The sequence below is a fragment of the Halomicrobium sp. HArcht1-1 genome (assembly GCF_058933285.1).
Map to the genome: position 1 here is coordinate 1,085,643 of NZ_JBZYDL010000001.1, position 24,937 is coordinate 1,110,579.

The window sequence follows — 24,937 nt, forward strand, 5'->3', positions numbered from 1 at the left end:
GGTACGGAATCCGAAGAACCGTTAAGGTGGTCGTGTCCCCAGCAACGGGCATGACACGGTTCGCCCGCCTTCGTCCGTCGGCCGACGACGCGGTGGCGCTGTTTGCCGGCGTCGCGGCCGTCGTGGGCTCGTTCGCCGCCGTCGGCTTCACCCCGTCGTTCGTCGCGTCACCGATCGAGCGGTGGCTGGCCCGGCGGATGCCCGGCGCTGTGGTCTCGCTGGCGATCCAGTTTCTCGGTTCGCTCGGCCAGCAGTTGAACCTCGTCGCCGCCGCGTTCGTGGCCGTCTGCGTCGTCGCCGCGGTCGCACGCGTCGCCGGTACGCTCGGGGATCGACTCGCCAACCGCGCCGTCGGCCCCGTCGTCGCCGGTGCCGTCGTCTTCGGCGTCGCGACGCTACTGACGGGCTCTGTCCCTTCGAGCGGTGGTGCCGCAGTCGGGACGGCGCTCACACTCGGCCTCGCAGGGCTGTCGGGCTCGCTCCCGGCCCGCGGCGCGACGAATCCCGATCGTCGGCGCGTCCTCGCGTCGCTGGGGACGGCGGCTGGACTCGGCGTCGTCGCCAGCGTCCTGACCGACGACACCAGCCAGCCGACCGCGACGATCCCGGACGACGCCAGTCCGGCGGTGCGTGACGCCCTCGAAGCGGCCACAGAGCAGTCGCTGGCCGTCGACGGACTCGAACCGCTCGTGAGCGACGAGTTCTTCAGCGTCGACATCAACGCCGTCGATCCCGAGGTCGACGCGAGCCAGTGGACCCTCTCGGTGACCGGCTCGGTCGAGGAGGAGATCACGGTCGACTACGAACAGTTGCGGTCGATGGACGCTCGGACGGAGTTTCACACGCTGCGCTGTGTCGGCGAGTCGCTCAACGGGACGAAGATGGACAACGCTCTCTGGACCGGCGTCCCCGTCCGGACGCTGCTGGAGCGAGCGGGGCCCGACAGCGACTGTGACTGCGTGCGGGTCCACGCTGCCGACGACTACTACCAGGTGTTCCCGATCGACGCGCTCAACGGCGCGATGCTGGCCTACCGGATGAACGGCCGCCCGCTGCCACAGAGCCACGGCTACCCGGCCCGGGCGCTGGTGCCCGGCCACTGGGGCGAGATCAACGTCAAGTGGATCACCGAGATCGAGGTGATCGACCGCGACGCGGAGGGCTACTGGGAGGAACGTGGCTGGCACGGCACCGGGCCGGTCGAGACCGTCGCGAAGATCCACGCCCAGAACACCCTGCCCGACGGCCGCGTGCAGGTCGGCGGCCACGCCTACGCCGGGACGCGTGGCGTCTCGGCCGTCGAAGTCTCGACCGACGGCGGCGACAGCTGGTCGGAGGCGCGCCTCTCAGCGCCCCTCGTCGAGTCGGTCGATTGGGCCGGCGATCCCGGCGAGACGCCACACGCGCCGGACGTGTGGCGACAGTGGGCCTTCGAGTACGAGCCCCCGGCCGGCGAACACGAGGTCGTCGCCCGCGCGATCGAGGCCGACGGGACGGTCCAGCCCGAGACCGAACGCGAGGCTTTCCCCCACGGCCCCAGCGGGTGGGTGTCGAGGACGGTAGAGTAACCCGCCAGCGAACGGCAGCGCGCGACACGGCAGGTTAGCTCGTCGCCCCGTCCACGTCGACACTCTGGGATCCCTCGGTCTCGCGCCCCAGCTGGGTCTTCAGCTGATCGAGTTCGCGATCGACCCGCTGTTCGGTCGAGCGCCGATCCAGTTCCCGGTCGATCTCGTCGCCCTCTGCGAGCACGTCGTCGAGCGCACCGCTCGCTTCGAGCTCTTCGAGTGCGGCCGCTCTGGCCTCCATCTGCTCGGTCCGTTCGGTCGCGCGCTCGATGGCACGGTTCACGTCGGCCATGTCACCGCCGACCCCGGTGAACGCCTCGGCGACGCGAGCCGACGCCTCGGCCGCCCCGTGGCGTGCCTTCAGCGTCTCCTTGTGGGTTCGGAACCCCTCGATTCGTCCCCGGAGTTCGACTTGGCGCTGGACGAGCTGGTCCTGCGTCGCTTGCAGGCGATCGATCTGTTCGTCCAGGCCAGCGAGTTGATCGCTCGTCGCGTGTTTCTTCTCCAGGGCGCGCCTCGCCAGGTCCTCACGCTCCTGTCGGAGCGCTTCCTGACTCTGCTCGTCGTACTTTTCGACGGCCGCCCGCAGGCGTTCGCGGTGCATCTCCAGGCGCTTCTTCTGGGTGGTGAGGTCGGCGATGCCGCGATTGATCTCCTGGAGTTCGTCCCGGAGTTGTTCGTAGGAGTAGTCCAGCTCTGCGACGGGGTCTTCGACGCGGTTCAACAGGGCGTTGAGCCACGACCGGACGACGAAGCCAAAGCGCCGGAGCAGACTCACGGGCGCTCCCTCCGTTCGATGCGGCCGTGTCGGTCGGAAGCACTGTCCATGGTACACCACAAGACGGCTGAGTGGCGGTTAATCGTGCTTTCGGGTGTGTATTCAGGAACCGACCAGTTGCGTATCAGCGTCGTGTGAATAGTCGGCCAGTCGCCTCGATCAGAAAAGAACGGCAACGTCGTAAACCGAGAGTGTCACACGCTCTTGGCCCCGGGTGTGGCCGACGATCGGCCACGGAGATCCGCAGTCAGATCTTCAACACTCCGACCAGCCACAGGACTCGCAGGTCTTGCAGCCTTCGGAGTAGTACAGCGACAGCGAGCTACACTCCGGACACTCCGGATTCTCGCCCGCGTCGATCAGTTCCTGCTGGTCGGCGTCGGTGGCCTCGCCCGGCGACGACGGTTCTGTGCTCGCCGCGTCCGTGGCCGAACTGTCGGCGGTGACGGCACCGCCGTCGGTCTCGGGCACGTTCGGATCTGCACTGCCGGCCTCGTCTTCGGCGGTCTGTTCGAGCGTTGCCTGGTCCGGGTACGCCTTGTCGATCTCGTCGTCGAGATAGCGACGCATCGCCGTACCGATGGCGTCGGGGATCGACTGGATCTGTTCGCCCTTGTCCCAGGCGACCTTGGGCGAGCGGATGCCCTGCAGTTCGTCTGCGATCTCCTTGGGATCGACGCCCGAGCGAAGCGCCGTCGAGATGGTCTTGGCCAGGGCCTCGGTGAAGGAGGCCGTAAAGCCGCCGGAGTTCCCGATGTTGGCGAACAGCTCGAAGGGCCGTTCCCGCTCTGGGTCCTCGTTGATGTTGACGTACAGCTTCCCGTAGCCGGTGTCGATGCGCTGGGTGACACCGTGGAGCACGTCCGGTCGGCTCTGCTTTTCGGCGAACGGGTTGGTCTCGGGCTGCTCGCCGTCGGCCACTTCCAGCAGCGACTCGACCTGCTGATCGAGTGCGTCCTGTACGGCCTCGTGTTCGAGGAAGCCCTCGATGCCGTCGAAGACCTCCTCGATCTGGGCGACGATCTCGCCCTCGTCCATGTCGGCGAACTCGGTGTTCTGGGCCCGCGTCGTCAGCACCTGCTTGCTGCGGGTGCCGTCGCGGTAGTAGGTGACGCCCTTGCCGCCGTGCTCGTAGATGTACTCGAACACTTCCCGGGCGTCCTCGAGCGTGGAATCGTTGGGCGCGTTGACGGTCTTCGAGATCGCGGAGTCGACGCCCTGCTGGCAGGCACACTGGATGCCGGCGTGTTCTTTCGGCGTGAGGTCGCCGGTCGTGACGAACAGCTCACCGATCGCGTCGGGCACCGTCGAGAGGCCGTCGACCCCGTCGAAGGCGTTGTCGGCCATCTGTTCTTGGGCCTCCTCCTTGACGGCGTCGACGTCGATGTCGTTGGCCTCCAGCACGCGCAGGAAGTAGTCGTCGAACTCGACGAGCATCTCGTCGCCTTGCACGTCGTCGGAGACGTTCTTGTAGTAGGCGACGTTGTAGATCGGTTCACAGCCGCCGGTGGTGTTGCCCACCATCGAGGTGGTGCCCGTCGGGGCGATGGTCGTCGTGTTGTGGTTGCGGATCGGGAAGCCGTCTTCCCACTCGTCGGCGTCGAGGCCGGTCTGGGACTCGAACCACTCGCGGTACGCCGTCGGGTCCGCGTACTTGGAGTTGTCCCACTCGTCGAAGGTGCCCCGATCCGCCGCGAGTTCGTGGCTGGCCCACTTCGAGCCGTGGTTGATCTGGCGCATGATCTGGCGGGCGATCTCGTCGCCCTCGTCGGAGCCGTACTTGACCCCGAGCTGGATGTACAGCTGGGCCAGTCCCATGATGCCCAGCCCGATCTTGCGCATCTCTCGGACCTTCTCCTCGATTTTCTCGACCGGGAAGTCCGACATCGTGACGACGTTCTCGAGGAAGCGCGTGCCCAGCTCGATGCGGCGCTGGAACTCCTCGTTGTCCAGTGCGTCGTCGAGGAAGGCGTCGACGGCGTCTTCGAGCGCGTCGTACTCGTCGGCGTGTTGCTGGGACCAGACCCGCCAGTCAGGGGCATCCTGGTCGGCCAGCGTCGAGAGGTTGATGTGCCCGAGGTTACAGGCCTCGTACTCTTCGAGCGGCTGCTCGCCGCAGGGATTCGTCGCGAGGATGCGGTGATCTGGGTGTTCCTCCACGTCGAAGGAGTGTTGCTTGTTGACGCGTTCGAGGTAGATCACGCCCGGTTCGCCGTTCTCGTGTGCGCCGCCGATGATGCGCTCCCAGAGCTTCTCGGCGGGGATCGACAGCACTTCGCCGGCCTCGACGTACTCGCCGAGGTCGAACATCTCGTACAGTTCCGCGGTCTCCTCGGTGGCGACGTGGGGCTCGTTCGTCCGCGGGTTGGTGAAGGTAAACTCCTCGCCGGCCTGCAGCGCGTCCATGAAGTCGTCGGTGATGCCGACGGAGATGTTGAAGTTCGAGAGGTGGCCCTCGACGGCGTTACGGAGGTGCTTCGGGACTTTGCCGTCCTCGTCGATGAGTTCGCGGGCCTCCTCCAGGGCCTCGGCGAAGGAGTTGTGCGTGAAGTCGTCGGGGTCGTTCAGTCGCAGGGTCTCGGCCAGCGAGACGTCCTTGTTCTTGGCGTGGATGAACTGGATGACGTCGGGGTGGGAGACGCGCATGACGCCCATCTGCGCGCCACGGCGGGCACCCCCCTGTGCGATCGTCTCGCACATCTGGTCGTACGTGCGCATGAACGTGATCGGGCCCGAAGCGATGCCGCCGGTCGAGCCGACCTGATCGCCGTATGGCCGCAGTTGCCAGAAGGCATAGCCCATGCCACCACCGGACTGGAAGACCTGTGCGGCCTCCTTGGCGGTCTGGTGGATGTCGTCGATGTCGTCGTCGGGCGAGTCGACGAAACAGGCAGAGAGCTGCTGTAGCTCGTCGCCAGCGTTCATCAGCGTCGGCGAGTTCGGCATGAACGAAAGGTTCTCCATCGCGTCCTGGAACTCGCCGGCCACGTCCTCGACGTGGTCTCGTACCTCGTCGGGCAGTTCCGGGACGACGGTGTCGTAGGCGAACTTGTTGACGTTGTACACCGACAGCTCGGTCTCGGTGTCGTCGCCGACGGTGGTTCCCTTGCCGAACACTTCGCCGGCGAGTTCGTCACGCCGCGGGTGGTCGGGTTTGAGCTGGTCCGGCGTGACCGTCACGTCGACGCCCCGTTTGTCGGCTTCGAAGACGGCTTCGGCCAGGGCGACGTTCTTGCCGACCCGATCGAACAGATCCTCCTGCTGTTCGATCAACTCGCCGTCGGCGTCCTTGCGGAGATAGCGGGCGGGCAGAATGTTGTGGTAGGCGTTACCAGTGAGTCGGTCTTCGAGCGTGTCGCCGGTCGTTCGCTTGATCGGCAACTGTACCTCGTCGGCACCTGCACCTGCGTCGCTCATTCCTCGGTCCTCCTGCCGACAGTGGCCGTCTGTCGGGCGATACCCCTCTCGATGGTACGTGTAGATCCTCTCATTCGTAACGACGTTTGTGTTTGCACGGATTGCTAAATACCCAGCGATACGTGTCCCTGCGGGCACGCGACGGGAGACAGACCGCCGGGTGGTTTCGACGCTATGCGAAGTATCACTGGTGGGTAATATCAGCCACGATCCAGCGGGCAGCGCACGTGATTCGCTGTACGGTACATAGCAAACGCCGATAGCATATTAATGGAGCGAGACCGGAGTGAAAGTGAAAAGCGGCTCCCGAAAACCACCAGACGAGGGCCGAAATTTCAGTCGAAACCATTGGGGGTTTCGACTGGAGATTCCACGGACGGCCGGCGATCCTCGCCGGCCGATCACGCTGCGCCGTCGTCGTTCAGTCTTGCATTTTTTGTTTCTGATACGTTCGCCGTGTCCCGGCGCGGCGACGCGGCGAGAGAGGGCGGCGACAAAGCATATGCCGGTGGGCGGTGAGTAGCCGGTATGCTCCTGACTATCGGTGGGTTCGGAACGATCCCCGCCCTGCTGGTCGGCCTCGTCGCGCTGGCTGTCGTGATCCTGATCGGGCGGATCGTCCTCAAGTTCGCGTGGCGTCTGGTCGTTCTCGCCGCGGTCGCCGTCGGCGTGCTCTACCTGCTCGGACTGCTCGGCATCTCCGTGCTCTGACCGGGATCGACAGACGCCGCCGACAGTTCAGAGGCCGTCGAGGAAGTTCTCGATGAGGTCGTGGCCGACTGCAGTCAACACCGATTCGGGGTGGAACTGCACCGCTTCGATCGGGTGCTCGCGGTGGCGGACACCCATCACCAGTTCGACCGTCCCGTCGTCGGTCGCCACGTCGGTCGTGGCCGTCACGTCGAAGCAGTCGGGCACCTCGTCGGCGATCAGCGAGTGGTAGCGACCGGCCTGGAACCCCTGATCGAGTCCGGCGAAGACCCCCTCGCCGTCGTGGTCGATCGGGAACGCCTTCCCGTGGATCGGTTCGGGCGCGCGGCCGACCGTCCCGCCGTACTCGTAGACGGCGGCTTCCAGCCCCAGACAGACCCCGAGCGTCGGGACTTCGGGGCTGACTTCTCGCAGCACGGCCATCGTGACGCCCACGTCGCGGTCATTCTTCGGGTGGCCCGGACCGGGCGAGACGACGATCGCGTCCGGATCGACGGCCCGGACCTCGGCGAGTGTCGCCGTGTTGCGCAGTACCTCGGTGTCGGCGTGTTCCGAGACGTACTCGACGAGATTGTAGGTAAAGGAGTCGAAGTTGTCGACGAACAGCACCGTCGGTCGGTCGCCGTCGGCCGCCTCGGCGTCGCTCATCGGGACACCTCCTCGTTCGCGTCGGCCGCGGGTTCTCGGATGCGCTCGACGGCGTCCAGCACGCCGCCCATCTTGTTCTCGGTCTCCTCGTACTCCCCACTGGGGACGGAGTCGGCGACGATCCCGGCACCGGCCCGGACCGTCGTCCGCTGGGTGTGCTCACCGTCGACACCCGCCGGCCCCTCGCACTGCTCGATCGTCGCCGACCGGATCACGATCGCGAAGTCCGTGTCGCCGGTCCAGGAGAAGTAGCCGACGCCACCGCCGTAGACGCCGCGTGGCGACTGCTCCAGTTCGTCGATGATCTCCATGGCCCGGATCTTGGGCGCACCCGAGAGTGTCCCTGCCGGGAACGTGGCCCGCGCGGCGTCGAAGGCGTCTGCCTCCTCGTCGAGCGTGCCGGTCACGGTCGATTCGATGTGCTGGACGTGGCTGTACTTCAGGACGTTCATGAACTCCTCGACGCGGACGCTCCCGGGCGCTGCGACCCGGCGCACGTCGTTGCGAGCGAGGTCGACCAGCATCGTGTGCTCGGCCCGTTCCTTGTCGTCGGCGAGCATCTCGCCCGCGAGGCGGCGGTCCTCGACCGGGCTCGTCCCGCGCGGACAGGTCCCCGCGATCGGGTTCGAGACGATCCGATCGTCGGCCACGGAGACGAGCGTCTCGGGGCTCGCGCCGACGATGCTCAGCCCGTCGTAGTCGAGCAGGTACATGTACGGCGACGGGTTGACCGCCCGCAGCGACTCGTACAGCGCCAACGGGTCCATCTCACCGTACAGTTCCCGCTTGCGCGAGATGACGCCCTGGTAGATATCGCCGCTGAGAACGGACTCCTTGGCGTGTTCGACGGCGTCTTCGTACTCGTCGCGTGGCCCGGCCTCCTCGTGGGCGGGGACGAAGCTGCCGGTTTCGAGGTCTGTGGCTCCGTCGAGGACGGCCTCGACCCGTTCGACCTCGTCCAGCAGCGCGTCGTAGCGCGCGCCGGGATCGTCACCGGGTCGGACGATCGGGGTGAACACGAGCGCGGCCGTCTCCTCGACGTGGTCGAAGCGCAGCGTCGTCGTCGTCAGCGCGAACTGTGCGTCGGGGAAGCGAGAGTCCGGTCGATCCAGTCCGACCTCGTCGAGCCAGAGGTCGTAGACGGCGTCGTAGGCCAGGAAGCCGACGAGGCCACCGTCGAGGTGCTGGCGGTCGTGGTCCGGGAAGCCCCGCAGCTCCACGTCCGGCATGGCCGCCCGGAGGTCGTCTAACACGTCGCCTCCGTCGGTCGTCACGAGGTCGGCGATCCGGTCGTCGAAGACCTCGACGCTGGTCTCGTCGTCGACCGTGATCACCGCGTCGGCGTCGTAGCCGACGAACGAGTAGCGGGCGTGGCGGTCGTCGGTCGCCGGTGCGAACGCGCCGTCGGGGTCGCTGGAGGCGACCTTCTCCGCGCTTTCGAGCAGGAAGGTGTGGCCGCCTTTGCCGGGGGCACCGTCCGTGGTCCGGCCGGTCAGCGCGGCGTAGGCCGCCAGCGGCTCCACGTCGGCCGACAGCTCCGCGACCGCTCGCACCGAGACCGGGCCGTCGGCGGTCGCTCGGTCGACGAACGTCTCGCGGTCGATGTCGAGGGTCACTGTCCCGCCTCCACGGCCGCGGGGTCGGCGCGCTTTGCCTGCTGGACGAACGCGCGGACGGCGTCGTGGTCCTTGACGCCGCCTTCGGCCTCCACGCCGGAGGCCACGTCGACGCCGAACGGTCGGACCGTCCCGACGGCTTCGGCCACGTTCTCGGGCGTGAGTCCGCCCGCGAGGACGACCGGCGCGTCCAGCGTGTCGACGATCTCTCGCGTCCGGTCCCAGTCGTGGGTCTCGCCGGTGCCGCCGCCGCCTTCGGCGTCGACCGAGTCCACGAGGAGGGCGTCCGCGGCGTCGGCGTACGCCTCGATCTCGGCGTGGTCGGCGTCGACGACGGCGACCAGCTGCGCGTCGACGCGTCGCCGGAGCGCGCCCAGCTGTGTCGGGGTCAGTCCGTCGTGGACCTGCACCACGTCTGGCTGGACGGTCTCGACGCGGCGGGCCACGGACTGGACGGCCTCGGGCATCGTCACCAGCACGCTCGTCACGAGCGGTGGCACGCCAGCCACCAGCGTGGCCGCGGTCTCGTCGTCGACCTCGCGGGGCGTGTCCACGCTGACGCCGTTGATGACGCCGATCGCGTCTGCGCCCGCGGCGACGACGGCCTCGCGGTCCTCGCGGCGAGTGATACCACAGACCTTGACCCGCGTCATGCCTCGCCTCTGAGCTCGTCGAACTTCCGGGCGGCGTCGCCGGACTCGATCGCCTCGCGAGCCGCCTCGACGCCGGCCTCGTGGCTGTCGGCTTCACCGGCGACGTAGATCGCCGCGCCCGCGTTCGCGAGGATGATGTCCTGTTTCGGGCCGGTGACGGTCCCCTCGACGATCCCTCGCAGGTCCTCGGCGTTCGCTTCGGGCGTGCCGCCGGCCACGTCTTCGATGTCGGCCGTCGTCAGCCCGATGTCTTCCGGCACGAGCGTGTACTCCTCGATCTCGGAGCCGGTGACCTCTGCGACGACGGTCTCCCCGTGGATCGCGATCTCGTCGAGCCCCGATCCGTGGACGACCATCGCTCGCTCGACGTCCATCCGGGCCAGCGCCTCCGCGATCGTCGGCACGAGGGCCGGATCGTAGACGCCGAGCACCTGCGCGTCCGCACCGGCGGGGTTGGTCAGCGGTCCGAGGATGTTGAAGATGGTCCGCATGCCGAGTTCCTTGCGCGGGCCGATGACGGCCTTCATCGCGGGGTGGAAGACGGGCGCGAGCATGAACCCGATCCCGTCGTCCTCGATGGCCTGCTCGACCTGTGGCGGTTCGGCCTCCACGTCGACGCCGGCCACCTCCAGTACGTCCGCGCTCCCCGACGAGGAGGAGACGGAGTAGTTGCCGTGCTTGGCGATGGGGACGCCGGCACCCGCGGCGACCATCGTGCTCGTCGTCGAGACGTTGATCGTGTCGTAGTCGTCGCCGCCGGTGCCACAGGTGTCGACCAGCGGCCTCCGGTCGGGGTCGATCGTCCGCGCGGCGTCGCGCATCCCCTCGGCGAAGCCGGCGATCTCGGCCTCGGTCTCTCCTTTCGCCCGAAGGCCCGTCAGCAACGCCCCGATCTGGGCCTCCGTGGCGTCCTCGAAGACCGCCGTCGCCGCCTCGCGAGCCTCGTCCTGTGTCAGATCCTCTCCCTCGGTCACGCGTTCGATGTATTCCTGCATTGTGGGCCACCAATGAACTCTTTCGTGTTGTAATGTACAACCTCGTACATCCAAATAAGGCTGTCGGGACCACGTGACGGATTCGATATCGGGACATCGCCCGAGCGGACACGCCGTGTCGCTCGAATCGCGCTCGACCGCACCATGTCCACAACCCACAGACGGCGCTGGGATTCGCTTTCGAAACATTCAATTATACCCCTCTGCAACGGATGAGTGTAGATAGAAGCCAACGCGGGTTGGTGGTCTAGTTGGTTATGACACCTCCTTGACATGGAGGAGGCCGGCGGTTCAAATCCGCCCCAACCCATTTCTGCGACGAACGGACGTGAGAAGTGAATGGCGCGGTGATTTGAACCCTATCAGTCGCGCACAGCGCAGCGAGCACGTCTGATTCCGGTTCAAATCCGCCCCAACCCATTTTTGACGACACAAACCGCGAGCGAAGCGATTCGTTCGCCGGTCTTGATGCCGCCCCAGTCGACAGACGGCACCGCTTCGGGGACACGTCCTCGTGAGTGTCGCGTGTGGCTCGGCGGTGGCCTCTCGGAAGCCGGCGTTTCGAAACCGCCGCTGGACGACGGTGTGCCGGCTGTGTCACAATTTTTCGCGCACGATATCGGCGGTCCCAATAGCTTCATACGCCGTCCGCCAGAGTGTGACCACATGGACGAGACGATCTGCTCACGTCGGCCGTTCGAACAGTTCGTGTTGCTGGCGGTCGCCGAACTGACCATCGAAGGGGAGACTCCGGTCCAGTCCCACGTGGTGACAGAGACGATCAAGGACCAGCTCGATACGGTCGATCGTGATCCGTTCGGCGGCGTCGAACGACAGGCGGTCGTGTCGGCGCTGGGATCGCTCGCGGCGGACGACCTGCTGTCGACCGAGCGGACCACGTCGGCGACGGGGAAGGGGCGGCCGGCCTACGACGCCGAAGTCGGCGTGAAGACGATCGTAGAGACACTCCTGGACGACGACACGGTCGGTCCCTACGCCGAGCGCCTGCAAACGACAGTCTGAGCGGTGTTTCTCCGCCGCGGGGCTGCCGATCGGCGTCTCGGAACGAAATCCACTTGGAGATAGCCAACCGACCTCCGCGTATGCGCGAGTTCGAGTTCACGGTCCAGTACGAGTCGGGCGCGGACGACCTGATGGACCTCTTCGTCGAGACTCCGTCGCTCTACGCTCGCTCGCAGGCCTGTTTCGCCAACGCGGACGCGATGTGGCGAATCGACCGCATCGTCGGCCCGTCGGACGTGCTCGACCGGCTCGACGATCTCTATCTCGACGAGTCGATCTGTAACGAGTGTCTGGACATGGAGCAGTGTTCGTCCACACGCGAGTACCAGCTTCTGGACGCCGGTCCGGAGCATCGCCTGGTCTACACGCGCCGCCAGGAGATCGACCGCTGTCACTCTATCCCGTATCTGGCCGTCGACTACGTGGGCGACGGGGTGCTGTTCGACGCGGAACGGTCCGGCGACGAGTACGTCTGGCGAGTCCTGATGCCGGAAGCGACGCCGGTCGGCGAGCTGTACGACGCGATCGAGCGGAACCTCAGAGACGGACTGACGCTCGAACTGGGCCACGTCGGCGGGATCGACGGCTGGCGCGGCGACGATGCCTTCGACGCCGATCTCACCGTCGAGGAGCGTCGAACCCTACAAGCGGCCGTCGACGCGGGATACTACCGGACGCCACGGGAGACGACTGTCGGCGAACTGGGCGAGCGACTGGACGTGCCGCGATCGACGGTACAGTACCGGTTACAGCGAGCGGAGGGCAAGGCCGTCGAACAGTTCGCTGACGGCAGCCTCTAGACGATCGAGGCGTTGCTCGCTTCCTGCTCGATGGCCGGTGGTTCGCCGGCTTCCAGGCGTTCGAGCCGGTCCATGATCGTGTGGACCACGTCACCATTCGTACAGGGAGCCACGTGCTGGAGTTCCCCGCCCTCGTACTCGGCCAGCCCCATCACGGGCAGGATCATCGCCGAGTAGTCGTCGGTGATCTCCGAGGAGATCTCGGTCGTCTGGTAGAACGACTCCAGCGAGACGTTGTTCGACAGCGCCCACTGCTTGAACTCGGCGACGCGATTGAGGATGTACCGACCCTCTTCTGTGTGAGCGGCCGCCGACTCTCTGGACACCTGCTTGCCCCAGACGATGACCGAGAAGTCTTCGATCGCGTCGTCCTGGTCCAGCGTTTCGAGTCGCTCGATGACGGCCGCCTGTCGCTCGTGGGCACCGTCCGGAACGAGCGACCGGACGTAGAGTTCGATGTGGGGGGTGGGGGTATCGGACATGGTTCAGTTGATCTACGTGTCAGAACACGCGCATCACACTAATACTTTGCGTGGACCCGTTGACGTGGGTAACATTCACATACAAAATAGTGGGTAGAGCGGTTTTGCACTAGCTTTGACAGCAGCTGGTTCTGTGATCGTTCAACTCACAGGGAGAAACGCTTTCCAACTATAATCGGATGTTTAAGAAATACTATACTGATCGGTCCGCGGTGTCTCGCTGCTGCGGTCGGAGAACGGTCGCCGTCGTCGCTGGCTCTCCGGTACCGCCTCGCACCGTCTGTGTCGGCGCGTTACGATATCGCTCCCTCGGTTGCGACGGCCACGGGACGAACAGCCGACAGCGTCAGTCGTCGTCGAGTCGCGCGAGTGTCTCGTGAGCGCCGACGACCATCGCCGGAACGACGAGCATGAAGATGTGTTCCTCGATCGGGATCCCCAGCAGTTCGACGCCGGTTCGCATCGGGATCGCGAACACGCCGACCTCCAGCGTATACCAGTCCCAGACGTACGCGAACGGATAGAGGACGGCGATCGTTCGGGCGGCAGTCCGGGCCGCGTCGGCGTACCAGAGCAGGCCGGCCGCGACGAGACCCCACACGATCTCTGTCGCGAGGTACGTGTACGGACCGAGGACGGTGATGTCCGGGAGCACGCCGGGTGTTCGGGCGCTGGCACAATGAACTGCGGGGGTGAACGAGTCCGACGAGCATTCTCAGGGGCTGGAACCGGAACCAACTTTGATTACCTCCGGCGTCGAACCCTCGTAATGGGAAGTACGATGAATATAGCTGATATTGCCACTAGTGATTTTGTTGAACTCGACGCCGATGTCCGCCTCGGGAAAGTGCGCTCGATCTTCGAGCGCGAGAACCCCAAGGGAATCGTCATCACCGAGGACGGGGCGTACGCCGGCGTGATTACCCAGAAGCAGCTGGTCCAGTCCCACGTCGAGGACAACGCGAAGGCAGGTGCGATGATGCGGTCGGCCCCGAAAGTCGAACGCCACGACGACGTCCGCGAGGTCGCTCGCGTCCTCGTCGAGGGCGGTGCGAAGATCGCACCGGTCTTCGAGGGCGACTCTCTGTGGGGCGTCGTCACGGGCGACGACATTCTCGACGCCGTCCTGGAGAATCTCGATGCTCTCACCGTCGAACAGATCTACACCAAAGACGTCGTGACGATCACCGAGGAGACCCACGTCGGGCAAGCGATCAACCTCCTACGCAAGCACGGCATCTCTCGTATCCCCGTGCTCGACGACGACGGGGACCTCTCTGGCATGGTCACGACCCACGACATCGTCGACGTGGTCGTCCGAGACATGAACAAGGCGACGCGGGGCGACCGCTCGGGCGAGAACGACCGCGTCCTCGATCTACCGGTCTACGACGTGATGAACAGCCCCGTCGAGACGACCTCGCTTGACGACTCCGTTCGCGACGCCGTCGAGCGGATGCTCGAAAACGACTTCGCCGGCCTCGTGGTCACGCCGGACCACGACGACTCGCTGGTCGCCGGCATCGTCACCAAGACGGACGTGCTCCGCGCGCTGACGTTCACCGAGGAGGACCACATGGACGTACAGATCACCAACATCAACCTCCTGGACAACACGATCTCTCGGGACGACATCCGCGAGGAGATCGGCGACGTGGCCAGCAAGTACCAGGACATGCAGGTCCAGCACGCCCACGTGCGCTTCCACGAACACAAAGAGAAGCTCCGTGGCACGCCACTGATCCAGTGTCAGATCCGCCTGCGCACCAACAAGGGACAGGCCGCCGGCTCCGGCGAGGGCTACGGCTCCGACACGGCGTTCAACGTCGCCCTCGACAAGCTCCAGCGTAACGTCCTGGAGATGAAAGGCGTCCGCGCCGACGAGGAGTACCGCGGCCAGCTGCTGCGGAAGCTGGGCGAGCTGTAGGCTGTCAGCGGCGCTTTTTTCGGTCGAAGGGAGTGAGCGCTCAGGCGAGAACCTGATCGGGTGCGAACAGGACGACGGCGACCAGAGCCAGCAGGATCAGTATCGCGGTGACACGCAGGACGCCTGCGATCCGTCGACGATCCGTCGGCAGGGACTCTGCGATCCCCGACAGGGTAGAGCCCGCGGCCATGACGAGCAAGTAGCTGTTCGCACCGCCACGCAGGGCACCGTAGGCGTAGACGCCCACGAACAGTACCGCGCCGGAGAACATGATGAGAGGCATGGGACTGCCGGACGGTTCGTCGAACAGGACGGCTTCGATTCTGGAGGGCATCGTGTGGACGCTTCGCGCCGAGGCTCAAATAGCGTGTGATATCGCGGTGGGCACCTCCCGACGCCCTGGCCGTCGAGAGACGCACCAGGTCGTCGACGGCTTAGGGCGTCGATTCGGTCCCGAACACTTCGAGAGCGTCTCTCTCCAGTCCCGTCTTCGAGAACAGCGAGACGACATCGCCGGTCTCGATGACCGTCTCGCCCTTGGGCGTGAGTACGTCGCCGCCGCGTTCGACACCGACCACCAGCATCTCGTCGCTCAGGAGTTCGTCTTCGACGGCCTCCTCGATCGTCAGCCCGGTGATCGCCGCTCCCTCTGACACCGTGAACTCGACGACTTCCGCGCCACCGGCGAGGCTCATGAAGTCGGTCAGGGACGGCCCCTTCGGTGCGTCTTCCGGGCCGAAGGGATCGTACGGTCGATGGTACGCCCCATCGATGACGTTCTCGTCTTCGATCGTCACTCCGAGGTCCGACAGTTCGCCCGCGATACGGCCGACATCGCTCGTATCCGAGCCGACGACGGTTATCGTGAGATTCGAGTTCCCGGTCATCAGCTTCCGGACGGTCACGACTCCGGAGACCTCCAGCGCGGACTGTGCAAGCCGATCACGCTCCGGAATCGGTGCGGTACAGCTGAACTGGTAGGTGACGTGTCCCTCGATAGACTTGTAGTCGATGTCCGCGAGATATCCCCGCAACACCCCCTCCTGTTCGAGTTGCCGAATCCGGTTGCGGATCGTCGCCGGTGTCACCTCCATCTCTTCGGCGATCTCCGGCGCGGCCGTGTTTCGGGCATCCTGAGCCAGGTAGTAGAGAATGCGTTTGTCGATCTCGTCAACGCGGTACTCCATACTGGAACTACGGTTATAACGCATAATTAACCCCCGATTCGCAGGTGTACTGGCGGGCATCGTCTTGGTTCGTCGTTGTCATACTCACCCGCACGAATTCTTGGTCGAAAAATATTCTGCATCAGATTTTCGATGGCGAAACTCTAACCGGAGTATTTATCACGCCGCGAAAATTTAGCAGAGGACAGCGTTCCACAGAGACGACACAACCGTTCGAGTCGGCCACCGAGTGCGCGTCGCCGGTCCCGGTGACCGATTCAGAGGCACACGACAACCACCATGACAGCAACCAACAGCAGTCCACCCGAGGATATCCCCGACAGCGTCGTCACCGCACTCCAGGACAGCGACGACGGCCAGCTCAGGGAGATCATCCACTACGCCCAGCAGCTGCTCGGAGAACACCCGTCGATCACCGACGCCATCGAGTCGCGCGAGGGTGAGGAACTCGTCCGGACCGAGGATCACGGCGCGTACACCATCGCAGTCGTGAAACGCCCGGACGAGACGGGCGAAGCGCATGGCCCCTTCACGTACCGAGTCCGGTGGGCCCCGCCCGTCGAGGACGAGGACGGAGGGGGCAAGTACCACTGGCACTATCTTGGACGGGTACACGGCGACTCGGAGGGGAAGTCTCGTGACTGACGCCACTGGGTCCCGGACTTCGCCCCTCGGAAGTGGCGACAGCCGACACACACCGTCCCGTCGTCACCTCGGCTGTCCGGTCCCCTGACTGTATCGTCGTTCGACTAACCCACCATCACACACTCATGTACATCATCGTCGTCGGCGCGGGAGACATCGGCACGCCGCTGATAGAGATCGCAACGCGCTCTGGAAACGAGGTCGTCGTCATCGAACGAGACCCGGAGAGAGCAGACGAGGTCGCCAGCGAACACGACTGCCTGGTCGTCAACGCGGACGCGACGGTAAAGGAGACCCTGCGTGACGCCGGGGCCCAGCGGGCAGACGCGATCATCGCCACGAGCGATCAGGACGCGACGAACGTGATGATCTCGCTGCTGGCCCAGGAACTCGACATACCGGCGATCGTGTCGGTTGTCCACAACCCCGAGCACATGAACCTCTTTCGCCAGATCGGCGTCAACACGATCGAGAACCCACAGCGACTCATCGCCGATTATCTCTTTCGAGCCGTCGAGCGACCGTCGGTCGTCGACTACATGCGAGTCGGGGACGTGGCCGAGGTGTTCGAGATCACCGTCGCAGAGGACGCCCCGATCGCCGGGATGACACTAGGGGAAGCCGACGAGGCCGGCCTGCTCGACGACGAGACGCTCGTCGTCGCGATCGAACGGCCCGAGGCCGACTCCCCGATCACGCCCCGCGGAGAGACCCGGATCGAGCACGAGGACCTGTTGACCGTCTACTCGGGGATCGGCGCGACACCGGCGGTGACCGACATCTTCGGCCACTACGAGGACCACGAAACGAACGAGTCTGACGGCTTCGAATTTTGAATACGACTGACACGACGATGAGCAAACACTCGACGATCAGGTCCCGCCCGACCGACCACACCGTCGGCGGGTGGTCCCTGGGGACCGAAGGGACGGGAGTGCTGTAACATGAAAGTGAACACGAACACCGTCGGTCGAGACGTTGGCCGCATCTTCCAGGCCATCTCGTTGATGATGGTCGCCTCGGTCGTCGTCGCAGGCATCAACAGGGAGTTCTACGCGATACCCGCCTTCCTCCTCTCTGCCGCGCTGCTGGCCGGCATCGGGACCGGACTCGCCCGGTGGTACAGGTGGGCTGGGCCACCGGAGAAACGGGAGGCGATGGTCACCGCCGCGACGGCGTGGGCGCTCGTCGGCGTCTTCGGTGGCCTGCCTTTCTTCCTGATCGCGTGGACGATCCAGATCGATCCCTTCCCCGCCTGGACGAACACGCCGCCGATGGACGCGACGACCGCGGTGTTCCTCCATCCGCTCGACGCGGTCTTCGAGAGTATGAGCGGCTTTACCGGGACCGGACTCACGATGGCTGCCGTCGAGGAGAAACTGCCACGCTCCCTTCACTGGTGGCGGTCGTTCATCGAGTGGGTCGGCGGCGTCGGCGTCATCGTGTTGACCGTCGCGATTCTCCGGCGCGGTGGTTCCAGCAGCGGCTCGTACACGCTCTACGAGAGCGAGGCCCGGTCGGAAAAGATCCATCCGAGCATCGTGACGACGGTCCAGGAGATCTGGAAGATATTCGTTGGCCTCACTCTCGGCTCGATCGGTCTGTTCCTCCTCGCGGGCATGCCGCTGTGGGACGCCATCAACCACGGGATGACCGGCATCGCGACGGGTGGATTCTCCGTCCACGCCGACTCGATCGGCCACTACGGGAGCCCCCTGATCGAGTACGCGACGGTCCCGATCATGGTCGCCGGCAGCATCGCATTCCCGATCCACTACCTGATCTTCAAAGGCGAGATCCGGAACTTCTACGCCGACCTGCAGACCCGCTGGGTGCTCATCTGGTTCTCGGTGGGATCGCTCGCACTGACGGGGATCCTCTTCGCCAACGGCCAGTACGCCACGCTCGAAGAGACGTTTCGCACCGCACTGTTCCAGTTCGTCTCTGCGACTTCGAACACCGGCTTCGGGAGCACGACGATCGGCGGCGGAACGGAGTCGGTCTGGAGTGCCGGCGCAACGCTGTTGACGTGTGTCGGGATGCTCACCGGCGGGGCGGCCGGATCGACGGTGAGCGGACTGAAGCTCATCCGCGTGATCACGATCGTCAAGGGGACTGCCTGGCAGATCCAGGACATCTTCTACCCCCAGACGGCGATCCGCTATCTCACGATCGGGAACCGCCGACTCAGCGAAGAGCAGGCGCAGCGAGAGTTCACCGAAGCGACGGTCGTGTTCGTCCTCTGGATCACGTTCCTCGCCATCGGCGTTGCCGTCCTCCTGCGCGTGCTCTCGCCGGCACATCCCCTGGAGTACGTGATCTTCGACGTGATGAGCGCACAGAGTAACGTCGGCCTCGACTCCGGCATTACCGGCCCGACGATGCCAGAACCGGCGAAGGCAATGCTGATCGTCAACATGTGGGTTGGACGGCTCGAAATCATCCCGATCGCCGTCCTGCTGGGCTCGGTCGTACAGCGACTGAACCTCTACCGATCCGGTTGACATCCTCCCCGTCCTGAAGGGCGAGGATTCCCGAGCGTTGGGATATTACGGTTCGCAACCCACCTGTTCCCTCGGGCGGAACGACCCAGAGGTTTGGTTGAACAGGTAGGCTACTGGCCGTGCCAAACGACCGTTACTCATATCCTCCGTTGGAGGATTCTGAGTTATCTTTCTGCGAATATTCACCGCACCATTCACGTCCGCGTTCATCGTTGCACAGCACGATTCACAGACGTACAGGCCACGTTCCACACGGTTGGCGTCACGCTTCCGTCCACAGCACGAACACGTCTTCGACGTATCTCTCTCGGAAACACGGTCAACAAGAATTCCGTGTTCCTCTGCTTTGTACTCCAAGAGCGTCGTGAAGCGGTCAAACTCCCACCCGTGGAGTTTCTTGTTCCCGCTTCGACCCCAGTTCCGTGACTCTCCGTTCTCGTCTTCACGAATCTCACTCAAGTCACCGATGGCAATACGACCAACTTCGTGGCCGATGCACCGCTCTACAACGTGCTTGGCGAGCGAGTGCAGGAAGTGGTCTTTCCGACGCGAGAGTTTCTGTCGGGCGCGAAGCGCACGGTGTGACGGACCGTTCTCGCCCTCTGTGTCGTACTCGTCACGAGTGAAGTAGTGCTTGTCCTGCTTCAGCACGTTCCCCGGATACAACTCGGCGTCACCGTTGTCGTAAGCGATCGCGAGGTAGTTCTTGATGCCGAGGTCGATCCCCGCCGTGTTGTCTCCCGGTGCGTCCTCGACGGGAATTTCGACCTTACAGACGAGGTGCAGTTCCCAGCGGTCGCCGTTCCAGACGGCGCGAACCTGCTGGATGTTCTCCACAGTCACGTCTGGTCGTGTTTTGTACTCACAGAGGATGAAATCCGAGCGGTGGTTCTTTAGGTTGAATCCCTTGCTTAGACGAAGTTGGTTGTGCTTCGTGTCGTGCTTGATGCCTTTCTGCTTCCACGTCACGGTGGAGCGCGGGTGTTCGTCGCCGTGTTTGCGATAGCCCGGTGGGTTGGCGTCCTCGTCTCCGCGTTGGCGTGCTTTGTACCAACTGGTGAACGACTCAGCAAGCTCTTCAAGAACTCGCTGACTTGACTGAGAATGTAGGTCACTGTATCGTTCGTGTTCCTTGAGTTCGGATTTGAGTTCGCCGTCGTCGGGTATTTCCCCGTCTTCATCCCATCGGCCTTGCGTGTAGTATCGGGCGACATTCCACAGTTTCGACGCGGAGAACCCGCACTGGTTGAGGTCGTCACTCACCTGTTGGTGGTTAACGATTTTCGCTCGATAGGTGCGAGTTGTCTCCAGCATCGGACTGTATTCATAACTAGTTATGGGAGATTGTATATTAAACACAACGACTGGGCGTGGAATATCCAGCAGTGCCATGGAACGTGGTTAGTGGAGGAGTTGTCGGCTGTATCCCCGCCCTAAAGGGCGAGGTTTTAGCCTTGAAACGTCCATAAGAGCGGCGGACGGTTACTGGAAGCCGATGCGGCCGCCGCCTTGAGTCTGCTGGGGTTCGCCGCCGCCCTTGAACTCGTCTTGCATCTGCTCGTAGTAGTCGCGGATGTCGTCGGTGATCGTCGGGCGCACGTTCTCCATGGCCTGCCGGAAGTGCTTCATCTCGACCATCTCGGCGTCGTCGTCCTCACGCAGCGCCTCGATGGCGGCCTCGCGGCCGATCGACTCCAGGTCGGAGCCGACGTAGCCGCCGGTCATCTCGGCGAGTTCGCGCAGGCTCACGTCCGGCGACAGCGGCGTGTCGTCGGTGTGGATCTTGAGGATCTGTTCGCGACCCTCGATGCCGGGTTCGCCGACCATCACGAGGCGGTCGAAGCGACCCGAGCGGATCAGTGCCGGATCGATCATGTCCGGCCGGTTGGTCGCGCCGATCACCATCACGTCCTCCATCTCTTCGAGCCCGTCGAGTTCGGTCAGCAGCTGGTTGACGACGCGCTCGGAGACGTTGCTCCCGGTCTCGCCGCCACGTCCCGGTGCGAGCGAGTCGAGTTCGTCGAAGAAGATCACCGTCGGTGCGACCTGCCGGGCCTTCCGGAAGGTCTGACGGATCGCCTTCTCCGACTCGCCGACCCACTTCGAGAGGAGCTGTGGGCCCCGCACCGAGATGAAGTTGGCGTCGGTCTCGTTGGCGACGGCTTTGGCCATCAGGGTCTTGCCGGTCCCCGGCGGCCCGTACAGCAGGACGCCAGAGGGCGGCGAGACGCCCATGCGATCGAACTTCTCCGGGCTGTTCATCGGCCACTCGACGGACTCCTGGACCTGCTCTTTGGCGTCGTCGAGGCCGCCCACGTCGTCCCAGGAGATCTTCGGGAGCTCGACCAGCACCTCCCGCATGGCGCTCGGACTCACCTCGTTGAGGGCACCGCGGAAGTCCTCGCGTTTGATGATCATGCGGTCGATCAGGCTCGGCGGGATGTCCTCCTCGTCTAAGTCGATCTCGGGGAGGTACCGGCGCAGCGCCTTCATCGCGGCCTCTTTGGTCAGGCTCTCGATGTCGGCACCGACGAACCCGTGGGTCTCGGTCGCCAGGTTCGAGAGGGCCACGTCGTCCGAGAGGGGCATCCCGCGGGTGTGGATCTGGAGGATCTCCTCGCGGCCGACCTCGTCGGGAACGCCGATCTCGATCTCGCGGTCGAACCGGCCCGGTCGGCGCAGTGCGGGATCGACGCTGTCGACGCGGTTGGTCGCGGCGATGACGATGACCTGCCCGCGGGATTCGAGGCCGTCCATCATCGTCAGCAGCTGGGCGACGACACGGCGCTCGACCTCGCCGGTCACGTCCTCGCGCTTGGGCGCGATCGAGTCCAGTTCGTCGATGAAGATGATCGAGGGGGCCTCCTCGCTGGCGTCCTCGAAGATCTCCCTGAGTTGCTGTTCGGACTCGCCGTAGTACTTCGAGATGATCTCCGGACCGGCAATAGAGAAGAAACTGGCAGAGGTCTCGTTGGCGACGGCCTTCGCGAGCAGGGTCTTGCCCGTGCCCGGTGGACCGTGGAGCAACACCCCCTGTGGCGGCTCGATGCCGAGCTTCTTGAAGATCTGGGGGTGTTTCATCGGCAACTCGACCATCTCGCGGACCCGCTGGATCTCACTGGAGAGGCCGCCGATGTCCTCGTAGGTGATGCCCCCGCCGGTCTTCTCGAAGCCGCTGATTGGCTCTTCGCGCAACTCCACGTCCGTGTCCTCGGTGATGAGACAGACGCCCTCGGGCTCGGTCTCGACGGCGATCAGCGGGATCGCCTGGCCCGGCGAGCGCATGAACGGGTGGTTCGTACTGGACATCACGGGGACGATGTCGCGCTCGACGACCGGGCGCTTGAGGATCTGGCGCTTGACCATGCCCGCCGCGTCCGAGCCGAACTGGACGCTGGCTTCTTCGGGCGGAGCCAGCACGAGCTTGTCGGCCTTCTCGGCGTCGGCCTTGCGAATCGTCACGCGTTCGCCGATACCCACGTCGGCGTTCTGTCGCGTGAAGCCGTCGATGCGCACCGTGTCGGTGTTCCAGTCCTGTCGATCCGCACGCCACACTTTCGCGGCGGTGGTGTCACTTCCCTCGATCTCGATGATGTCGCCGGGCGAGAGCTTGAGATGCAAGAGCGTGTCCGGATCCAGGCGAGCGATACCGCGCCCCGAGTCGTTCGGGTACGCTTTCGCGACCTCCAGTTGAACCTCGTTCATAGTTAGTCTGCGGGGATACCTGATTTCAGTCGTGACCGGAGATATGCTTTATGCTACCGGCGGTCCCCCGTTCGTCCGGCAGGTACTTATGTTATCATGTGTCACACCCGTGCGGCCGCGTTATCGACGCCGCCACCGTACGTCGGTCGCCTCTTCATGTCACACCTTGCCGTGGTGGTAGCTTTCATAGGGCTGGCCGCGAAAGCCGCGACTATGGTGTTTCTCGTTCCGTACGACGGATCGTCGCCGGCCCGTCTGGCACTCGAACGCGCAGTCGAGTACGGTACGGCGCTGGATCGCGACGTCGTCGCCGTCAGCTACATCCCGACCGGCGACAGCTACGCCGAGCGCCGGCAGTGGGTCGACCGCGACGACGACTTCCCGCTGGAATCGGTCACGCAGGACCTCGAACGCAAGATCGAGGAGGCGACCGACGACACGGAACTGCGCTACACCGACGTGAGCGCACACTCGCCCGCGGGTGGCTTCTCCGAGGACGTTCGCCAGACTGCCGGCGACGTGGACGCGACCGTCCTGTTCGTCGGGAGCGACGACGAGGACGTGGTCGTGCCGGTCGGCGAGGAAGCCGACGAGGAGTACGACGTCCACGTCGTCCGCAACTGATCGGCGCTTCGGGGTACTTTTCTTTCGGCGCACCGACGCAACGGGTATGCGAACACTCGCTTTCGACGGCCGCATGGGTGCCAGCGGCGACATGCTGCTCGCTGCCCTCCTGGCCGTCGGTGCCGATCGCGACGCCCTCGCCCCCGTCGAGGACGCCCTCCCGATCCGGTACGAACTCTCCGAGACGGTCGAACGCGGGATCGGTGCCACGAGCGTCGCGGTCTTGTTGACCGACGTAGACGAGGCTCGGACGGACGGGACCGACGCGAACCACCAGATGCCTTCGAAGGTACCAGGGCACGACCACAGCCACGACCACGCGGACGGCGGCCACGGTCACACTCACGGCGACACCGCCGCCGAGGGGCACGGTCCGTCCCGCTCGCTGGGCGAGGTCCGCGAGATCGTCGGGGAGATGGCCCTCCCCGCCAGCGTCGAGCGCGACGCGCTGGCGATCTTCGAGCTCCTCGGTGAGGCCGAAGCCGCGGTCCACGACACCACGCTCGACGAGATGCACTTCCACGAGGTCGGGGCCGACGACGCCATCGCCGACATCGTCGGCGTCTGTCTCCTGCTGGACGACCTCGGCGTCGAACGCGTCGTCACGACGCCGCTCTCCGCGGGCGGTGGCACCGTCGAGATGAGCCACGGGACCTACCCCGTTCCCGGCCCGGCCGTCGTCGAGATCGCCGAGCGCGCCGACTGGTCGCTCGCTGGCGGACCCGTCGACGCCGAGTTGCTGACGCCGACCGGCGCGGCGATCCTCGCACACCTCGCCGACGGCGTCGACGCGCTGCCGGAACTCGCCGTCGAGGCGTCTGGCTACGGCGCTGGGGGGTACTCGTTCGAGAACCGCCCGAACGTCCTGCGGGCGATCGTCGGCGACGGTGGCGGCGGGCTCCGTCGTGACGAGATCACCGTCCTGGAGACGAACCTCGACGATACGACGCCGGAGGTGCTGGGTAGCTTGCAGGAACGACTGCAGGAGGCGGGGGCGCGAGACGTGTCGATCCTCCCGGCCACGATGAAGAAGTCACGGCCGGGCCACCTCGTCAAGGTGGTCTGCAAGCCGGCAGACAGCGAGCGCGTCGCGCGCCGGCTCGCCGAGGAGACGGGAACGCTGGGCGTGCGAGCCCACGGTGCCGGCCACCGCTGGATCGCCGACCGCGAGATCGTCACGGCCACGGTCGAGATCGACGGCGACGCCTACGAGGTCGACGTGAAGGTCGCCACCGACAGCGAGGGCACTGTCTTCGACGTGAGCGGCGAGTACGACGACGCCGCCGCGGTCGCAGGCGAGACCGGACTGCCCGTCCGCGAGGTGCTTCGCCGGGCCGAAGACGCCGTCCGGTAGCCGTCAGGGATCTGCGCGCTGACGGTCGGTCGCCAGCGAGTCGTCCAGAACCGTCTTCAGGATCGCGACCGCCCCGACGGCCACGAGCAGGAAGCCGGCGATCTCGGTCAGGAAGCCCGAGACGCTCAGCAGCGGGCGCTGGAGGAAGGGTGGCAGCAGGGCGACGACGATGGACAGCGGTTCGAGGACGTTCCAGTTCCGGACGGCCAGTCCCACGAAGACGACACCGTAGAGGACGAGCAGTTTCCGTTTGGCCGCGTACGCGAGCGTCGCACCGAGTGGAGGGCGCATGGTTCGAGA

Annotated in this window: 23 protein-coding genes and 1 tRNA gene; 11 read left to right on the forward strand and 13 right to left on the reverse strand. The window is 65.1% G+C overall.

What is annotated here, in order from left to right; all coding sequences use genetic code 11:
* The first annotated feature begins 50 nt into the window (after positions 1-50).
* Positions 51-1,568: a molybdopterin-dependent oxidoreductase gene (locus tag AC5FRZ_RS05825; RefSeq protein ID WP_493564141.1), complete on the forward strand. Its 1,518-nt coding sequence runs from the start codon at positions 51-53 to the stop codon at positions 1,566-1,568.
* Positions 1,569-1,602: 34 nt separating this feature from the next.
* Here AC5FRZ_RS05825 and AC5FRZ_RS05830 read toward each other — a convergent pair whose 3' ends face one another.
* Both AC5FRZ_RS05830 and AC5FRZ_RS05835 read right to left on the reverse strand, forming a co-directional pair.
* Positions 1,603-2,346 carry a PspA/IM30 family protein gene (locus AC5FRZ_RS05830; protein ID WP_170093802.1) on the reverse strand — a complete coding sequence of 248 codons (744 nt, stop codon included), beginning with the start codon at positions 2,344-2,346 and terminating at the stop codon, positions 1,603-1,605.
* Between the two features lie 255 nt (positions 2,347-2,601).
* Positions 2,602-5,763: an adenosylcobalamin-dependent ribonucleoside-diphosphate reductase gene (locus AC5FRZ_RS05835; protein WP_493564142.1), complete on the reverse strand. Its 3,162-nt coding sequence runs from the start codon at positions 5,761-5,763 to the stop codon at positions 2,602-2,604.
* A 528-nt stretch (positions 5,764-6,291) separates the two neighbouring features.
* Between AC5FRZ_RS05835 and AC5FRZ_RS05840 the strand changes: the two genes are divergently transcribed.
* Entirely contained in the window at positions 6,292-6,474 is a 183-nt protein-coding gene (locus AC5FRZ_RS05840; protein WP_493564143.1) for a DUF8029 family protein, read from the forward strand.
* A gap of 27 nt (positions 6,475-6,501) precedes the next feature.
* Here the strand turns inward: AC5FRZ_RS05840 and trpG are convergent, their stop codons facing one another.
* The 4 genes from trpG to trpD are packed head-to-tail and all read right to left on the reverse strand — an operon-like array spanning position 6,502 to position 10,386.
* On the reverse strand, positions 6,502-7,122 hold the full coding sequence (gene trpG, locus AC5FRZ_RS05845) for an anthranilate synthase component II (protein ID WP_170093804.1): 621 nt from the start codon (positions 7,120-7,122) through the stop codon (positions 6,502-6,504).
* Positions 7,119-8,738: an anthranilate synthase component I gene (gene trpE / locus AC5FRZ_RS05850; protein ID WP_493564144.1), complete on the reverse strand. Its 1,620-nt coding sequence runs from the start codon at positions 8,736-8,738 to the stop codon at positions 7,119-7,121. Before trpE ends, trpG begins: the two co-directional genes overlap by 4 nt.
* Entirely contained in the window at positions 8,735-9,391 is a 657-nt protein-coding gene (locus AC5FRZ_RS05855) for a phosphoribosylanthranilate isomerase (RefSeq protein ID WP_372479352.1), read from the reverse strand. Before AC5FRZ_RS05855 ends, trpE begins: the two co-directional genes overlap by 4 nt.
* A complete protein-coding gene (trpD, locus tag AC5FRZ_RS05860) occupies positions 9,388-10,386 on the reverse strand; it encodes an anthranilate phosphoribosyltransferase (RefSeq protein WP_493564145.1) in 999 nt (332 codons plus the stop codon). The genes AC5FRZ_RS05855 and trpD overlap by 4 nt, the downstream gene beginning before the upstream one ends.
* 236 nt (positions 10,387-10,622) lie before the next feature.
* On the opposite strand from trpD, the gene AC5FRZ_RS05865 reads away from it, so the two are divergent.
* The 3 genes from AC5FRZ_RS05865 (at position 10,623) to AC5FRZ_RS05875 (ending at position 12,209) form a co-directional block, all read left to right on the forward strand.
* Positions 10,623-10,696 (forward strand) — tRNA-Val (locus AC5FRZ_RS05865).
* A gap of 356 nt (positions 10,697-11,052) precedes the next feature.
* The gene (locus AC5FRZ_RS05870) at positions 11,053-11,409 is read left to right on the forward strand and encodes a hypothetical protein (RefSeq protein WP_493564146.1); all 357 of its coding nucleotides are present in this window, start codon (positions 11,053-11,055) and stop codon (positions 11,407-11,409) included.
* An 80-nt stretch (positions 11,410-11,489) separates the two neighbouring features.
* Positions 11,490-12,209 carry a helix-turn-helix domain-containing protein gene (locus AC5FRZ_RS05875; protein ID WP_170093809.1) on the forward strand — a complete coding sequence of 240 codons (720 nt, stop codon included), beginning with the start codon at positions 11,490-11,492 and terminating at the stop codon, positions 12,207-12,209.
* Here AC5FRZ_RS05875 and AC5FRZ_RS05880 read toward each other — a convergent pair.
* Positions 12,206-12,691: an HTH domain-containing protein gene (locus AC5FRZ_RS05880; RefSeq protein WP_493564147.1), complete on the reverse strand. Its 486-nt coding sequence runs from the start codon at positions 12,689-12,691 to the stop codon at positions 12,206-12,208. The genes AC5FRZ_RS05875 and AC5FRZ_RS05880 overlap by 4 nt on opposite strands.
* A 346-nt stretch (positions 12,692-13,037) precedes the next feature.
* Positions 13,038-13,346, reverse strand: a complete 309-nt coding sequence (locus tag AC5FRZ_RS05885; RefSeq protein ID WP_170093811.1) for a lycopene cyclase domain-containing protein — start codon at positions 13,344-13,346, stop codon at positions 13,038-13,040.
* A 126-nt stretch (positions 13,347-13,472) separates the two neighbouring features.
* Here AC5FRZ_RS05885 and AC5FRZ_RS05890 point away from each other — a divergent pair, with 126 nt between their 5' ends.
* The gene (locus AC5FRZ_RS05890) at positions 13,473-14,618 is read left to right on the forward strand and encodes a CBS domain-containing protein (protein ID WP_170093812.1); all 1,146 of its coding nucleotides are present in this window, start codon (positions 13,473-13,475) and stop codon (positions 14,616-14,618) included.
* A gap of 40 nt (positions 14,619-14,658) precedes the next feature.
* On the opposite strand, the gene AC5FRZ_RS05895 is transcribed toward AC5FRZ_RS05890, so the two are convergent.
* Together AC5FRZ_RS05895 and AC5FRZ_RS05900 are read right to left on the reverse strand one after the other, a co-directional pair.
* Positions 14,659-14,952 (reverse strand): DUF8011 family protein, encoded by a 294-nt coding sequence (locus AC5FRZ_RS05895; RefSeq protein WP_493564148.1) that lies wholly within the window; start codon positions 14,950-14,952, stop codon positions 14,659-14,661.
* Positions 14,953-15,052: 100 nt separating this feature from the next.
* Positions 15,053-15,805, reverse strand: coding sequence for a winged helix-turn-helix transcriptional regulator (locus AC5FRZ_RS05900; protein WP_170093814.1), 753 nt, complete (start codon positions 15,803-15,805; stop codon positions 15,053-15,055).
* 279 nt (positions 15,806-16,084) lie between these two features.
* Here AC5FRZ_RS05900 and AC5FRZ_RS05905 point away from each other — a divergent pair, with 279 nt between their 5' ends.
* The 3 genes from AC5FRZ_RS05905 (at position 16,085) to AC5FRZ_RS05915 (ending at position 18,954) form a co-directional block, all read left to right on the forward strand.
* Complete coding sequence (locus tag AC5FRZ_RS05905) at positions 16,085-16,450, forward strand: hypothetical protein (RefSeq protein ID WP_372479348.1); 366 nt, start codon at positions 16,085-16,087, stop codon at positions 16,448-16,450.
* A gap of 125 nt (positions 16,451-16,575) precedes the next feature.
* A complete protein-coding gene (locus AC5FRZ_RS05910) occupies positions 16,576-17,286 on the forward strand; it encodes a potassium channel family protein (protein WP_170093816.1) in 711 nt (236 codons plus the stop codon).
* A gap of 108 nt (positions 17,287-17,394) precedes the next feature.
* Entirely contained in the window at positions 17,395-18,954 is a 1,560-nt protein-coding gene (locus tag AC5FRZ_RS05915; protein WP_170093817.1) for a TrkH family potassium uptake protein, read from the forward strand.
* 45 nt (positions 18,955-18,999) lie between these two features.
* On the opposite strand, the gene AC5FRZ_RS05920 is transcribed toward AC5FRZ_RS05915, so the two are convergent.
* Together AC5FRZ_RS05920 and AC5FRZ_RS05925 are read right to left on the reverse strand one after the other, a co-directional pair.
* Positions 19,000-20,268 (reverse strand): RNA-guided endonuclease InsQ/TnpB family protein, encoded by a 1,269-nt coding sequence (locus AC5FRZ_RS05920; RefSeq protein ID WP_372479345.1) that lies wholly within the window; start codon positions 20,266-20,268, stop codon positions 19,000-19,002.
* A gap of 168 nt (positions 20,269-20,436) precedes the next feature.
* Complete coding sequence (locus AC5FRZ_RS05925; RefSeq protein ID WP_493564149.1) at positions 20,437-22,659, reverse strand: CDC48 family AAA ATPase; 2,223 nt, start codon at positions 22,657-22,659, stop codon at positions 20,437-20,439.
* A 213-nt stretch (positions 22,660-22,872) separates the two neighbouring features.
* Here AC5FRZ_RS05925 and AC5FRZ_RS05930 point away from each other — a divergent pair, with 213 nt between their 5' ends.
* Entirely contained in the window at positions 22,873-23,283 is a 411-nt protein-coding gene (locus AC5FRZ_RS05930; RefSeq protein ID WP_493564150.1) for a universal stress protein, read from the forward strand.
* Positions 23,284-23,329: 46 nt separating this feature from the next.
* Positions 23,330-24,637 (forward strand): nickel pincer cofactor biosynthesis protein LarC, encoded by a 1,308-nt coding sequence (larC, locus tag AC5FRZ_RS05935; RefSeq protein WP_493564151.1) that lies wholly within the window; start codon positions 23,330-23,332, stop codon positions 24,635-24,637.
* 3 nt (positions 24,638-24,640) lie between these two features.
* On the opposite strand, the gene AC5FRZ_RS05940 is transcribed toward larC, so the two are convergent.
* A complete protein-coding gene (locus AC5FRZ_RS05940) occupies positions 24,641-24,928 on the reverse strand; it encodes a hypothetical protein (protein WP_493564152.1) in 288 nt (95 codons plus the stop codon).
* Positions 24,929-24,937: the final 9 nt, after the last annotated feature.

Coding starts and splice junctions, on each gene's coding strand:
- AC5FRZ_RS05825 (WP_493564141.1), top strand. CDS start 51: ATGACACGGTTCGCCCGCCTTCGTCCGTCGGCCGACGACGCGGTGGCG.
- AC5FRZ_RS05835 (WP_493564142.1), bottom strand. CDS start 5,763: ATGAGCGACGCAGGTGCAGGTGCCGACGAGGTACAGTTGCCGATCAAG.
- AC5FRZ_RS05840 (WP_493564143.1), top strand. CDS start 6,292: ATGCTCCTGACTATCGGTGGGTTCGGAACGATCCCCGCCCTGCTGGTC.
- trpG (WP_170093804.1), bottom strand. CDS start 7,122: ATGAGCGACGCCGAGGCGGCCGACGGCGACCGACCGACGGTGCTGTTC.
- AC5FRZ_RS05855 (WP_372479352.1), bottom strand. CDS start 9,391: ATGACGCGGGTCAAGGTCTGTGGTATCACTCGCCGCGAGGACCGCGAG.
- trpD (WP_493564145.1), bottom strand. CDS start 10,386: ATGCAGGAATACATCGAACGCGTGACCGAGGGAGAGGATCTGACACAG.
- AC5FRZ_RS05870 (WP_493564146.1), top strand. CDS start 11,053: ATGGACGAGACGATCTGCTCACGTCGGCCGTTCGAACAGTTCGTGTTG.
- AC5FRZ_RS05875 (WP_170093809.1), top strand. CDS start 11,490: ATGCGCGAGTTCGAGTTCACGGTCCAGTACGAGTCGGGCGCGGACGAC.
- AC5FRZ_RS05880 (WP_493564147.1), bottom strand. CDS start 12,691: ATGTCCGATACCCCCACCCCCCACATCGAACTCTACGTCCGGTCGCTC.
- AC5FRZ_RS05890 (WP_170093812.1), top strand. CDS start 13,473: ATGAATATAGCTGATATTGCCACTAGTGATTTTGTTGAACTCGACGCC.
- AC5FRZ_RS05895 (WP_493564148.1), bottom strand. CDS start 14,952: ATGCCCTCCAGAATCGAAGCCGTCCTGTTCGACGAACCGTCCGGCAGT.
- AC5FRZ_RS05900 (WP_170093814.1), bottom strand. CDS start 15,805: ATGGAGTACCGCGTTGACGAGATCGACAAACGCATTCTCTACTACCTG.
- AC5FRZ_RS05905 (WP_372479348.1), top strand. CDS start 16,085: ATGACAGCAACCAACAGCAGTCCACCCGAGGATATCCCCGACAGCGTC.
- AC5FRZ_RS05910 (WP_170093816.1), top strand. CDS start 16,576: ATGTACATCATCGTCGTCGGCGCGGGAGACATCGGCACGCCGCTGATA.
- AC5FRZ_RS05915 (WP_170093817.1), top strand. CDS start 17,395: ATGAAAGTGAACACGAACACCGTCGGTCGAGACGTTGGCCGCATCTTC.
- AC5FRZ_RS05920 (WP_372479345.1), bottom strand. CDS start 20,268: ATGCTGGAGACAACTCGCACCTATCGAGCGAAAATCGTTAACCACCAA.
- AC5FRZ_RS05925 (WP_493564149.1), bottom strand. CDS start 22,659: ATGAACGAGGTTCAACTGGAGGTCGCGAAAGCGTACCCGAACGACTCG.
- AC5FRZ_RS05930 (WP_493564150.1), top strand. CDS start 22,873: ATGGTGTTTCTCGTTCCGTACGACGGATCGTCGCCGGCCCGTCTGGCA.
- larC (WP_493564151.1), top strand. CDS start 23,330: ATGCGAACACTCGCTTTCGACGGCCGCATGGGTGCCAGCGGCGACATG.
- AC5FRZ_RS05940 (WP_493564152.1), bottom strand. CDS start 24,928: ATGCGCCCTCCACTCGGTGCGACGCTCGCGTACGCGGCCAAACGGAAA.